The following is a 12,657-nucleotide window of genomic DNA, read 5'->3' as shown; positions in this document are numbered from 1 at the left end:
GGCAGCAGTCCCCGCGGCTCCGACCGCCGTATCGGCTCCGCAGCCACAAGCCGCGCCTGCTACCACCGCTCCGGCCGCGGCTTCCAAGCCTGCCCCGAGCGTGAGCGGCAGCCAGGAGCTGATTGAGATGGACCGCATGCGCAAGATGATTGCGCAGCGGATGGTGGACTCGAAGCGCATTTCGCCCCACGTGACCAGCTTCGTGGAGGCCGACGTGACGGACATCGTGAACTGGCGCAACAAGCACAAGGACGCCTACAAGAAGCGCGAGGGCGAAAACCTCACCTTCACGCCCATCTTCATTCAGGCCGTGGCCCGCGCTATCCAGGATTTCCCGAACATCAACGTATCGGTGGATGGCGACTACATTATCAAGAAGCGCGACATCAACGTTGGCGTGGCCGTGGCCCTGCCCTCGGGCAACCTGATTGTGCCCGTGATTCACAACGCCGACCAGCTCAACCTCAATGGCCTCACCAAGAAGGTGAACGACCTGGCCAACCGCGCCCGCATCAACAAGCTTACCCCCGCCGACCTCGAAGGCGGCACCTACACGCTGAGCAACGTGGGCTCGTTCGGCAACGTGATGGGCACGCCCATCATCATGCAGCCGCAGGTAGCCATTATGGCCGTGGGCGCCATCAAGAAGAAGCCGGCCGTGATTGAAACCCCACAGGGCGACCTCATCGGCGTGCGTCACTTCATGTTCCTGAGCCACAGCTACGACCACCGCGTGGTGGATGGCTCGCTCGGCGGCATGTTCGTGCGCCGCGTGGCCGACTACCTCGAGCAGTTCGACCCCAACACGGCGATTTAATCGCGCTTTTGGCTGACACCATCAGAACGTCATGCTCAGCGCAGTCGAAGCATCTCTACCGTAGCAGTAAATCAAATTACTTATGCGTTAGTGATGCTTCGACTGCGCTCAGCATGACGTTCGATTTTTTGTTTTCCTTTATGAAAAACCTCCTCTTCCTCGGGGCTTTGGTGCTGGCGCTGGGCCTCATCGGCTACCTGTACCAGCAGCTCGATGCCACGCAAAAAGCCCTGCAAGTTTCGGAACAGCGCTTTGCCGACTGCCAGAAAGTGACCTTTCAACTGCAAAACCAACTGGCCCCGTTGCAGAAAAAGCAGCCGGGCGGCATTCCGCAGTAACTATTGCCGTACCTCTACGGCTGGGCCTCATTCAAATGCAGCCACCATTTCATGGTTTCCAACTTGTCGTTTTCTACTGCGGTCAATGCCAATTGGGCAAATACTTCGGTGAGCTTATCAATTCCATAGTTTTCTCTTAACCAGAAGGGCAATTGTTCGACACTCTTATTCCAGTGAGTCAACACCCGTTGTAGTAACTCCTTTGGGTTTCTTAGTGATGTTGGCCGAACAATCTCTAAAATTTGTCCGGCGAATTCCTGCTGTGCGTAATTACGTTCGCCGCTTTCCCGCTCGAAAACCCGAATTACACCTTCTACAACCAGCTCAGCATCTGCTTTCTGAAGGATATACGTAAGCTGTTTAATTCTCTGTGACCGATGCTCTTGGTATTTGCCAACTGAAGTTAAAATTTCTTTCTCTATATCCGCTGCATTTATAGGAAATTTCATGTAGCTGGTAGCTTTGGGGTTATATAGCAAATGTCGCTGTTTGCTCTTCAGCATTATCCATACACGAAAAAAGCCGCTTCCTGTGCAGGAAGCGGCTTTTTTGCGCATTAAGCAGCAGCTTACATACCCTTCAGCGCCTGCTCCAGCGCGGCGATTTTAGCCTCGGCATCGGCCAGCTTCTGGCGTTCTTTTTCCAGCACTTCGGGCTTGGCATTCTGGGCAAATTTCTCATTGCCCAGTTTTTTCAGCACCGAGTCGCGGAACCCCTGGGCGTATTCCAGGTCTTTTTCGAGGCGGGCGCGCTCGGCGGCCATATCGATGTGGCCTTCGAGCGGAATGAAAAACTCGCTGCCGCCCAGCACGAAGCTCACGGACGCGGCCGGGCCGGCCTCGGCCAGGCTCACGGCCGAAATGCTACCCAGCTTGCGGATGATGCTGTCGTAGTCGGCTAGCAAGTGGGGGTCGTCGGTTTTGGCCACCAGTGCGAGGGGCTTGTTGGGGCCGAGGTTCTTCTGGTTGCGCACGGCGCGGATGCCGGCCACGATGGCCAGCGCCTTGTCCATGTTGGCCAGGGTTTCGGCGCTGTTGGCGGGGGCGCTGGCGCGGGGCCAAGGAGCCACGGTCACGTAGTCGCGTGGGCCGCGCTCGGCCAGCTCGTGCCACAATTCCTCCGTGATGAAGGGCATGAAAGGGTGCAGCAGCTTAAGCAGCGTTTCGAGGAAGCCGACGGTGTGGCGCAGCGTTTCGGCATCGATGGGATGCTGGTAGGCGGGCTTCACCATCTCCAGATACTGGGCGCAGAAATCGTCCCAGGTCAGCTTATAGATGGTCATGAGCGCGTCGCTCATCCGGAACTTCTCGAAGTGGTCGTCCATCTCCACGATGGCCGCCTGCAGCTTGGCGCCGAACCACTCCACGGCCTTGGCGTTGGCGAAGGGCAGCGAGGCATCGGCTTCCCAGCCTTTCACGAGGCGGAAGGCGTTCCAAAGCTTGTTGGAGAAGTTGCGGCCTTGTTCCACCAGCTTCACGTCGTAGAGCAGGTCGTTGCCGGCCGGGGCCGAGAACAGCATGCCGGTGCGCACGCCATCGGCGCCGTACTGGGCAATGAGGTCGAGCGGGTCGGGCGAGTTGCCGAGCTGCTTGCTCATTTTGCGGCCCTGGTTGTCGCGCACGATGCCGGTGAGGTACACGTTCTTGAACGGCACTTCCTGGCGATACTCCAGGCCGGCCATAATCATGCGGGCCACCCAGAAGAACAGGATGTCCGGCCCCGTCACGAGGTCGTTGGTGGGGTAGAAATAGTTGATGTCGGCGTTGTCGGGGTCCTTGAAGCCGTCGAACACCGAAATCGGCCACAGCCACGACGAAAACCAGGTATCCAGCACGTCCTCGTCCTGGCGCAGGTCGCTGAGTTGCAGGTCAGCGTTGCCGCTCTGCTCGCGGGCTTTTTGCAGCGCGCCTTCGGCCGTGAGGGCCACCACGAAGCTGCCGTCGGGCAGGTAGTAGGCCGGAATCTGCTGGCCCCACCAGAGCTGGCGCGAGATGCACCAGTCGTGCACGTTCTCCATCCAGGCCCGGTACATGTTCTTGAACTTGGGCGGGTGCAGTTTGATGGTATCGTTCTCGACCACCTCGAGCGCGGGCTTGGCCAGATGCTCCATTTTCAGGAACCACTGCAGCGAAAGGCGGGGCTCAATCACGGCCTTGGTCCGCTCGGACGTCTGCACGATGCTGGCGTACTCCTCAATTTTCTGGAGCAAGCCGGCTTCCTGCAGGTCCTTGGCAATTTGCTTGCGCACGGCAAACCGGTCCTGCCCCACGTAGAGGACAGCCTTTTCATTCAGCGTGCCGTTATCGGCCAGAATATCAATCACCGGCAGGTTGTGCTTCACGCCCAGTTCGTAGTCGTTCAGGTCGTGGGCCGGCGTCACCTTCAGCGCACCCGTGCCGAAATCCATCGACACGTACTCGTCGAAAATCACTGGGATTTCGCGGCCCAGCAGCGGAATCCGCACCTTGGCACCGGCCAGGTGGGCGAAGCGCGGGTCGTTGGGGTTAACGGCCACGGCCACGTCGGCCATAATGGTTTCGGGGCGCGAGGTGGCCACGGTCAGAAACTGGCCCTCCTGCCCTACCACGGCGTAGTTGAGGTAGTACATCTTGGCCTGCACGTCCTTGGCAATTACCTCCTCGTCGGAAATGGCCGTGCGGCCTTCGGGGTCCCAGTTCACCATGCGCACGCCGCGGTAAATCAGGCCCTTCTCGTACAAATCGACGAACACGCGCAGTACGGCTTCCGTCAGGTCGGGCTCCATGGTGAAGCGCGTGCGGTCCCAGTCGCACGAAGCGCCGAGCTGCTTGAGCTGCTCCAGAATGATGCCGCCGTACTTGTCTTTCCACTCGAAGGCGTGGCCGAGGAATTGCTCGCGGGTAAGGTCGGTTTTATTAATGCCCTGCTCTTTGAGCAAGGCCACCACCTTGGCCTCAGTGGCGATGCTGGCGTGGTCGGTGCCGGGCACCCAGCAGGCTTCCTTGCCCTGCATGCGGGCGCGGCGCACCAGCACGTCCTGAATCGTATTGTTGAGCATGTGCCCCATGTGGAGCACGCCCGTCACGTTGGGCGGTGGAATAACGACGGTGTAGGGCTTCTTCTTCGGATTGGGTTTAGCTTTGAAAAAGCCCTGCTCCTGCCAGCGTTGGTACCATTTGGCTTCAACGTCGGTGGGCGAGTAGGTGGTGGCGAGCGACATAAGGGGAAATTGCAGAGTGCAGAGAGGGCAAAAATAGGCATTAGACGCGGGGACGCCGTCGCACCCTCCCCCACGGCACCCACCTGCCACCATCACATACGCGCTGCTTGTATCAGTCCACACCCTGCAACAGCATTCGATAAGAGGCCGCTCCGGCTTAAAATAGCCTAATATTCAAGCCAGAGTGCGCCTGACCATCAGCGTACTACTGAACAGTTGGTTTTAACGCTACTTTAATATTGGCCTTCAATCCCGCATCTATCTTTGCTTGGCGACATAAATTGGGGTGTAATGTTTCGTTTTATCTTTGTACCTTACTTAAGATTCTAAGAATATTAATGTAAACGCATTCGTTATGGCCGCATTGTTCTCCTTTCGCAAATCTGTCCCGCCAGCCCCGGCAACTGCTCCTCCCCCGAGCCCTGCAATACCGGCATCGCTGGGTACGGTGCGAATAGGAATGGGCCAGCTACTGGTGGAGGGCGGCGAACCAACCCGCAACCTGGCCCGGGCCGTGGAACAGATTGCGCTTGCCGCCGACCAGCACTGTGACTTGGTGCTGCTGCCCGAAACCCTCGATTTTGCCTGGACGCACCCCAGCGCCCTCTACGAGGCGCAACCCATTCCGGGGCCGTTCAGCGAAGTGCTGTGCCAGGCCGCCGCCAAGCACGGTCTTTACGTGTGCGCCGGCCTCACCGAGCGCGCGGCCGACGGCCGCAACTACAACGCCGCCATTCTCATCGACCCGCAGGGTCATATCGTTCTCAAATACCACAAAATCAACCTACTCACGGTCGAGCAACCCTTCTATGCCGTGGGCCAGACGCTGAATGTGGTCGACACGCCGCTGGGGAAAATCGGGGTCAACATCTGTGCCGACAACTACCTCGACGGTTTGCCCATCGGCCACACGTTAGCCCGCATGGGGGCCGAGTTCATCATCGCCCCGGCGTCGTGGACCGTGGATTATTCCATCACCGAGGAGCATGACCCCTATCAGGAAAAATGGGTGAAGCCGTTTTCCATTCTGGCGCAGCTTTACAACGTAGTGGTAGTTAGCACGACGTCGGTGGGCTACATCGTGGGCGGGCCCTACGAGGGCAAGAAAAGCGTGGGCTGCTCGCTGGCGGTCGATGCCACGGGCGTGCGGGCCCAGGGCACTTTCAACGAGTTTGCCGGCGAGCTGGCAGTGGCCGACCTGGCCCGCCCGCACCGCCCCGAACAGGGCACCGAAATCGGCGTAATGCTCCAACGCAAAGGCTACCGATTCGACCAGCTGCCATAACGCTGCGTTCAAGTCCAGCCAAACAGTTATTCTTCCTTTCCGCTACCCTACCTATCCTCCTATTCATTCATTGCCGCGTTTCCGCTCTCGATTACGCTGCTTTTAATTGCCTTGCTTTGCTTTCACTTGTACTTCCCGCCGAAAATCCTGCTGTAACCGCCGAGGATTCTGCTTATCAGCAATGCTGCCGCTGCATCATGGATACAACGGCTCCGGGCATTCACTTCGACGACCACGGCATCTGCTCGTTTTGCGCGGTACACGACCGTATGGAAGCCGCTTTTCCGTTGGGCGAAGCCGGCCTGCGCGCCGTGCAGCACCATGCCGAAGCCATGCGTCGGGCCGGCCGCAACCACCGCTACGACTGCGTGCTGGGCGTGAGCGGCGGCCGCGACAGTACCTACGCGCTGTGGTACTGCGTAACGAAGCTGCAGCTGCGCCCCTTGGCCGTGCATTTCAACGACGGCTTCGGCAACCCCGTGGCCGGCGAAAATATGGTGCGTGCCTGCCAGCGCCTCGGCGTGGAGCTGCGCACCATCACCTCCGACTGGCGCGAGTCGAAAGACCTGAAAATTGCCTTCCTGAAAGCGTCGGTGCCTGATATGGAAGAAGGAACCGACCTGGGCATCGCCACGGCGCTCTACGGCGTTGCCGCCAAAGAAAACATTCAGCACGTGGTCATCGGCCAGTCGTTTCGCACCGAAGGCATTGCCCCGCTCAGCTGGAACTTCCTCGATGGCAAGTACCTGCGCGCCGTGCACAAGCAGTTCGGCACTGTGCCTCTGCGCCCCTGGCGCCCCGCCGACCCGGGTTTCAATCTGGGCCTGAAGGAGATGTTTTACTACACCTTCCTGCGGCGCATCAAAACCGTCACGCTGCTGTACCACCTCGACTACGTGCGTAGCGAAGTTGATGTCGTTCTGGAGCGGGAGCTGGCCTGGCAAAACCCCGGCGCGCACTACTTCGACGACCTCTACCAGAGCCTCATCTATTACCTCAACCGCGTCAAGTTCAACATCGACCGGCGACTGTTCAACTACTCAGCCCTGATTCGCTCGGGCCAGATGAGCCGCGAAACGGCCCTCGACCGCGTTTCCCGCATCAACAGCATTGAAGACGAGGCGGTTATTACCTTGTGCATCAAGCGCCTGGGCCTTACCCGCGCGGAGTTTGAAGCGATTGTGGCGGCGCCGCCCAAATCCTTCCACGACTATCCCAACAGCTACTCGGTACTGCGGCTGCTGCGCGGCCCCATCTGGCTCATGAGCCGCCTGAACCTGATTCCGGAGTCAGCCTACGACAAATTCTTCAACTGCGGTACCTGATATGAAAAAAGCCGCTTCCTGTAGCAGGAAGCGGCTTTTTTTCAATATTGGTTGCTTAATTCCGCTACGCGGCAATGTGCAGCCACTCTTTTTTCTCGAGCAGGCGCTCGCGGGTTTCGCGGTGGTCGGGGTCGTCTACGCAGCAGTCGACGGGGCACACGGCGGCGCACTGCGGCTCTTCGTGGAAGCCCACACACTCGGTGCACTTGTCCGAAACGATGTAGTAATATTCATCCGACACCGGGGTATGCGGGGCCGTGCCCGACTCGACGGTGCCATCGGCCAGCTTGGCTTCTTTTAGCGAGGTGCCATCGGCCCAGCGCCATTGGGCGCCGCCTTCGTAAATCGCATTATTCGGGCATTCCGGCTCGCAGGCACCACAGTTGATGCACTCGTCGGTTATCATGATGGCCATAGGGCGTCGGGGGATATCAGGGGTAATGAAAAAGAAGAACCAAAGCGGTACGAGCGGGCTTTACGTAAAAACAGGCCCGTCCGCCGCATTTAGGCTCAGCAAAATTAACCAACAGCGGCGTTGTTCGCACGGTGTGAGCCAATTTTGCCGGTAAATAGCCCGTTGGCCCCGCGGCCGGCGCGTCCCTCTTTTCAACTGTATGCAGCATTCCGAACGCCTGGCCGCCTTTGTGGCACTTGGCCACCGCCTCTCCCACCTCACCGCCGAAGAACTGGCTCCCTTTGCCGCCCGGGCCCGCAACCAAAACGCCTGGTTCGACCTGCCCAACGTGCGCGCCGCGGTATCGGGCATTGCGCACCTGCTGGCCGAGGAGCCCCTGCGCCAATGGGCAGCCCGCTACCCGCCCGAACCCCGCGCTGTGCGCCAGATTGGCGTAGTGATGGCCGGCAACATTCCACTGGTGGGCTTCCACGACCTGCTGTGCGTACTGCTCAGCGGCCACATCCTCCTCGCCAAGCTCAGCTCCGACGATACGGCCCTGATGCTCTGGATGATGGAAGAGCTTATTACGCTGGAGCCCCGTTTCGCTGACGCTATTAAAGTAGTACCCCGGCTTAATGCCGCCGATGCCTTTATCGCGACCGGCTCCGACAATACGGCCCGCTATTTTGAATATTATTTCGGCAAGCGGCCGCACCTCATCCGGCGCAACCGTACCAGCGTGGCCGTGCTCACGGGCCGCGAAACGAGCTCGGAGCTAGCCCTGCTGGCCCCCGATATTTTCCAGTATTACGGGCTGGGCTGCCGCAACGTGAGCAAGCTCTACGTGCCCGAGGGCTACGATTTTGTGCCGCTGCTCGATGCGCTGCAGATTGGCGAGGGAGTGCTCAACCACCACAAGTATCAGAACAACTACGATTATAACAAGAGTATTTTGCTGGTGAACGGCGTACACCATTACGACACTGGCTTCCTGCTGCTTACCCGCAATACGGCACTGGTATCGCCCATCTCGGTGCTGCACTACGACGAGTATTCGTCGGAAGTAGAATTGGTTGACTTGCTGACCAATGTGGCCGAGCGCACCCAATGCGTGGTATCAGCGGCGGGCCGATTTGCCGGCAGCGTCGCCTTCGGCCGCGCACAGACCCCGCGAGTCGATGATTTTGCCGATGGGATTGACACGATGGAATTCCTGGCGACGGAAGTCGGTTAGTCATTCATCGTTCGGAAGCCTGTACCGGCCGAGGAGATTTTGCATTTTGTCGATAAAGCTTCTTATCGGCTACCGCAGAAACTATCTTTCATCAAGGCTTCGGCAGCGCCCGAAGTCGCGGATTGATTTTTCACCCCTCCTATTTCCTCTCGGTATGACTACTCCCCGGTTAGAACTCACGGACACGGTTGACAAAGCAAACCTGCCACATCTGCGCTTCCCCGCCGAAGATGTGCTGGCTTCGACTGAAGAACGCCGGCAACGGCAGTACGACGCCAATCGGGCCACTATGCTGGGCAACAATTACCAGGGCAAGCTCGATATTTATTTCAAAACTGCTGACGGCCAGGCGCATCGGGTATACACCACTGTCTGGGCAAATTCAGCCGAACACATCACCCTCAAATCGGGCACAAGCCTGCCCATCCGGGCAGTAATTGGTTTCGACTTCTACTGATATCGGCCGTCCGCCTGATTCGATATCTATTATAATTTTTTCAGGATATTTTAGCTGTTCATATATCGTGTATTCCCGCAAAAAAGCCGGGCTGCCTTGAGGCGGCCCGGCTTTTTTGCGGGAATTGTGTCGGATTGCTAGCTGGCAGCAATTAAGTGCTGCAGGGTTCTTTCAATCATGGCATCCACAATGCCGCCGGCATTCTCGGCAAACTCGCCGGTAGCGCGGTTGGCCACAATGGCATTCAGCGACAACACTTCGTGGCCCAGCAGGCGGCCCAGCGAGTAGTAGCCGGCCGTTTCCATCTCGAAGTTGCTGAGCCGGAAGTCGCCCTCCGCATTCCGATGGCGGAAATTCTGCAGGTGCGCGATGTAGTCGGGCTGGCGCAGGTCGAGGCGCAGGCGGCGGCCCTGCGGGCCGTAGAAGCCGGGGCAGGTGACGGTGTTGCCCACCACCATGCCGGCCCCTACCTGCTCGCGTAGCAAATCGGACCCTCGCACCACGTAGGGCGCAAAAGGCAAGGCCAGCGTTTGCTGCAGCGTGGTGGCAATTTCCGTTTCGAGCCCGGTCTCCATCAGCGGGTAAAACTGCATGAGGCTGTCGAGGCCCACGGCGTGCTCGGTGGCCAGCATGGAGCCAACCGGCACATCGGCCTGCAAGCTGCCGCTGGTGCCAATGCGAATAATGCGCAGGCTCATGCGCTCCTCGGCCGGCCGCACCTCGCGGGCCATGAAGTCGATGTTGACCAAGGCATCGAGCTCGTTCATCACGATGTCGATGTTGTCGGTGCCCATGCCGGTGCTCAGCACCGTGAGGCGTTTGCCACGGTAGTAGCCCACGTGCGTGACGAACTCGCGGTGGGTGGTTTCGAACTCGATGGAATCGAAATGGCGGCTCACCTGCGCTACCCGGGCGGGGTCGCCCACGGTGAGAATAGTGTCGGAGATATGGTCGGGCAGCAGGTTGAGATGGTAAATGCTGCCGTCGGGATTGAGAATGAGTTCGGAGCTGGGAATCATGAGGAAGTATTATGAATTAAAATTTATGAATTAAAAATCAGAATTTGGCTGGCCTGTAATGTCCCAAACGAACCGGCTGCAAATTCATAATTTAAAATTTTTAATTCATAATTACACCTTAGCGTAGGAAGCCAGGCCCTGCGCGGGGTTGTAGTGGTTGCTCAGTTTGGGATAGGTGCCGGTACCGTCGTAGGTGCGCTTGTCGGGATGCTGGGCGCAGGTTTCGGAGCAGGCGCCTTGCAGGGTTTCGCCGCAGGCTTCGCACAGGGGCACATGGGCATTGCAGTGCGGATTGGCGCAATTGATGAGGCGCGGACTGGGCTGCTGGCAGTGGTGACAGCGCGAAATCACGGTGGGGTTCACGCGGTTCACGTCGACGGCCACGCGGTTGTCGAACACGTAGCATTGTCCGTCGAAATCTTCGCCGCCGGCCTCGATGCCGTACTTAATGATGCCGCCGTGCAGCTGGTACACGTTTTCGAAGCCCTGCTCGAGCAGGAAGGCGCTGGCTTTCTCGCACTTCACACCGCCGGTGCAGTAAGTCAGGATTTTCTTGTCCTTAAACTCCTTGAGGCGCTCGACGCGGTCGGGAAAATCGCGAAAGTTTTCAATATCCAGCGTCACGGCGTTTTTGAAGCGGCCGAGGTTGTACTCGTAGTCGGAGCGCACGTCGACCACTACCACGTCGTCGCGGTCTTTCATGGCCTTAAACTCGGCGGGCGAAAGGTGCTGGCCGGTTTTTTCGTGGGGCCGCACGTGGCGCAGGCTGCTGTGCACGATTTCGGGCTTCACGCGCACGTGCAGCTTCTGGAACGTGTGCGATTCCACCTCATCCACCTTAAACTCCAGGGCCGCAAAGCGCGGGTCGGCCTTCACGGCGGCCATGTAGGCGTCGCAGCTTTCGCGCGTGCCCGACACGGTACCGTTCAGCCCCTCGGCCGCCACAATGATGCGCCCGCGCAGGTCGAGCTCCAGGCACAGCCGGTGGTGTTCGTCGCGAAACGCGTCGGGGTCGGAAATGGGGCTATAGCAGTAATACAGAAGAACCTGATACATTTTAAAATTTTGAGTTTTGAGTTTTGAATGTTGAGTGCTGTTCGGCTTTTGCGTGGCTTCAAACACTGTATCAACTCAAAACTCAACATTCAACATTCGACCCTTTCTACACTTTCACGGCCGGGTTGCCAAATACGGTCTGGCCGGCGGGTACGTCGGCCACCACCACCGAACCGGCGCCCACGCGGGCTTTGTCGCCGATTTTCACGCCGGCGACCACCACGGCGCCGGCCCCCACGAAGGCTTGCTCACCCACTTGCACCTCGGCCCCAAGCAGGGCGCCGCTGCCAAGCTGGGCATAGTCGCCCACGGTGGCGCGGGCTTCGACCACGGCATTCGGGCCTAGCAGGCAGCCGTTGCCGAGGGTGGCAGTGGCAGCTACCACGGCGTTGGGACCTACGTAGTTGCCGTGGCCCAGCGTGGCGTGGTTCGAAACGCTGGCCCGCTCATGAATGGCATTGACGGGCACGGCTTCGTATTCGGTGCGCAGCATCTGGGTGAGGCTGCGGCGGCTGGCGGTGTCTTCGGTCGCCACAAATACTTCGCACTTCTTGCCGAGCAGCTTCAGCAGTTCGCCGTCGTCGGTATTGCCCATCACGGGCACGTCGAGCAGCTCGGTACCCTGAAGTTTCTTATCGTCGTCGAGCAGGCAGTACACCACCACGTCGTTGGAGAGAAAAGCATCGAGGGCGGCGGTACCCACGGTTTGGGCACCGAGAATGATAACGGGATTTTCCATAGAAAGCAAAAGGCTGCATGAGACCGGCTGGGAGAAAATGTCCGGCCGCCACCTCATTATGTTGCAAAGTTACGCGTTTGGCAAGTGCGTGGGCCGTTCCGCGCTTTTGGCACGCCGGAATGGTAGTAGCCGACGCAGCACGGCCGCGGCGTAGTCATTTTGTAACAGCAGCAGCAGTAGAAAAGGCAGCATCGTGCTACGGTAGCGGTGCAGCGAGCCCAGGTTGGGCGTAGTGATGCCGATGAGGAAAGCCAGCAGCAGGCAATACAGGCCCAGGTGCAACCCTACGGCAAACGGCAGCTGACCGGCGCGCCGCCGAAGCAACGCCCAGGCAGCCAGCAGCAACAGCACCAACAACGCCGCGTTCTCAAGCCCGACAGCCAGGTACAGCGGCTGGCGCGACTGCCCCAGCCACGGCTGGGTGAGGGTGTTGGCGATGGCCTGCGGCGCATGGACTAGCAGGCTCGGCCCGGTCGGACGCAAGTCCGGATATTCGAAGTGCAGCCGGCCGGCCGAGTGCGCTACGTCGAAGCTGTACACCCGAATTACCTGGTTCACAAACTTGTTTAGGCGGAAGGCTACGCTGACCTCGGGCGCCAGCCAGATACCGCCGCCAAAGACCAGTACCATCCCCACAACAGCTGCCCGGCGGCGCGGAAGCCAGTGCGCAAGCCCCCGCCCCAGAGCCAGGCCACCCAACGCGGCCAGCAGCGGCAGGGCGAAAAAGTAGCGCATGGCCACGTGTACCAGCCCCAGCGCCACAGTACCGCCCCACCACCCCAGCTGCCGCC

13 protein-coding genes are annotated in these 12,657 nt (G+C 59.3%); 6 read left to right on the top strand and 7 right to left on the bottom strand.

Annotated elements, in window-relative coordinates; translation table 11 throughout:
- Together ACYVDE_RS06100 and ACYVDE_RS06095 are read left to right on the top strand one after the other, a co-directional pair.
- The coding region (locus ACYVDE_RS06100; protein ID WP_460500597.1) for a dihydrolipoamide acetyltransferase family protein at nucleotides 1-817 on the top strand (817 nt) is incomplete at its 5' end.
- Between the two features lie 140 nt (nucleotides 818-957).
- Nucleotides 958-1,155, top strand: coding sequence for a hypothetical protein (locus ACYVDE_RS06095; protein ID WP_460500596.1), 198 nt, complete (start codon nucleotides 958-960; stop codon nucleotides 1,153-1,155).
- A 14-nt stretch (nucleotides 1,156-1,169) separates the two neighbouring features.
- Here ACYVDE_RS06095 and ACYVDE_RS06090 read toward each other — a convergent pair whose 3' ends face one another.
- Nucleotides 1,170-1,712, bottom strand: a complete 543-nt coding sequence (locus tag ACYVDE_RS06090; RefSeq protein ID WP_460500595.1) for a hypothetical protein — start codon at nucleotides 1,710-1,712, stop codon at nucleotides 1,170-1,172.
- A gap of 11 nt (nucleotides 1,713-1,723) precedes the next feature.
- Nucleotides 1,724-4,354 (bottom strand): valine--tRNA ligase, encoded by a 2,631-nt coding sequence (locus ACYVDE_RS06085; RefSeq protein ID WP_460500594.1) that lies wholly within the window; start codon nucleotides 4,352-4,354, stop codon nucleotides 1,724-1,726.
- A gap of 460 nt (nucleotides 4,355-4,814) precedes the next feature.
- Here ACYVDE_RS06085 and ACYVDE_RS06080 point away from each other — a divergent pair, with 460 nt between their 5' ends.
- Together ACYVDE_RS06080 and ACYVDE_RS06075 are read left to right on the top strand one after the other, a co-directional pair.
- The gene (locus tag ACYVDE_RS06080; RefSeq protein ID WP_460500593.1) at nucleotides 4,815-5,639 is read left to right on the top strand and encodes a carbon-nitrogen hydrolase family protein; all 825 of its coding nucleotides are present in this window, start codon (nucleotides 4,815-4,817) and stop codon (nucleotides 5,637-5,639) included.
- A 116-nt stretch (nucleotides 5,640-5,755) separates the two neighbouring features.
- Nucleotides 5,756-6,964 (top strand): N-acetyl sugar amidotransferase, encoded by a 1,209-nt coding sequence (locus tag ACYVDE_RS06075; protein ID WP_460500592.1) that lies wholly within the window; start codon nucleotides 5,756-5,758, stop codon nucleotides 6,962-6,964.
- A gap of 64 nt (nucleotides 6,965-7,028) precedes the next feature.
- Here ACYVDE_RS06075 and ACYVDE_RS06070 read toward each other — a convergent pair whose 3' ends face one another.
- Complete coding sequence (locus tag ACYVDE_RS06070) at nucleotides 7,029-7,379, bottom strand: 4Fe-4S dicluster domain-containing protein (protein ID WP_460500591.1); 351 nt, start codon at nucleotides 7,377-7,379, stop codon at nucleotides 7,029-7,031.
- A 199-nt stretch (nucleotides 7,380-7,578) separates the two neighbouring features.
- Between ACYVDE_RS06070 and ACYVDE_RS06065 the strand changes: the two genes are divergently transcribed.
- Both ACYVDE_RS06065 and ACYVDE_RS06060 read left to right on the top strand, forming a co-directional pair.
- Nucleotides 7,579-8,595 (top strand): acyl-CoA reductase, encoded by a 1,017-nt coding sequence (locus ACYVDE_RS06065; protein WP_460500590.1) that lies wholly within the window; start codon nucleotides 7,579-7,581, stop codon nucleotides 8,593-8,595.
- A 154-nt stretch (nucleotides 8,596-8,749) separates the two neighbouring features.
- Nucleotides 8,750-9,052, top strand: coding sequence for a hypothetical protein (locus ACYVDE_RS06060; protein ID WP_460500589.1), 303 nt, complete (start codon nucleotides 8,750-8,752; stop codon nucleotides 9,050-9,052).
- A 137-nt stretch (nucleotides 9,053-9,189) separates the two neighbouring features.
- On the opposite strand, the gene ACYVDE_RS06055 is transcribed toward ACYVDE_RS06060, so the two are convergent.
- The 4 genes from ACYVDE_RS06055 to ACYVDE_RS06040 form a co-directional block, all read right to left on the bottom strand.
- Complete coding sequence (locus tag ACYVDE_RS06055) at nucleotides 9,190-10,071, bottom strand: nucleoside phosphorylase (protein ID WP_460500588.1); 882 nt, start codon at nucleotides 10,069-10,071, stop codon at nucleotides 9,190-9,192.
- 111 nt (nucleotides 10,072-10,182) lie between these two features.
- Nucleotides 10,183-11,127: a rhodanese-related sulfurtransferase gene (trhO, locus tag ACYVDE_RS06050; RefSeq protein WP_460500587.1), complete on the bottom strand. Its 945-nt coding sequence runs from the start codon at nucleotides 11,125-11,127 to the stop codon at nucleotides 10,183-10,185.
- Between the two features lie 106 nt (nucleotides 11,128-11,233).
- Nucleotides 11,234-11,866 carry an LbetaH domain-containing protein gene (locus ACYVDE_RS06045; protein WP_460500586.1) on the bottom strand — a complete coding sequence of 211 codons (633 nt, stop codon included), beginning with the start codon at nucleotides 11,864-11,866 and terminating at the stop codon, nucleotides 11,234-11,236.
- Nucleotides 11,867-11,935: 69 nt separating this feature from the next.
- On the bottom strand, nucleotides 11,936-12,657 hold a 722-nt coding region (locus ACYVDE_RS06040), incomplete at its 5' end, for a hypothetical protein (protein WP_460500585.1).

The organism is Hymenobacter agri (assembly GCF_054778495.1).
Note: the sequence above shows the minus strand (reverse complement) of the source record. Positions and strands in the feature narration are given on the sequence as shown.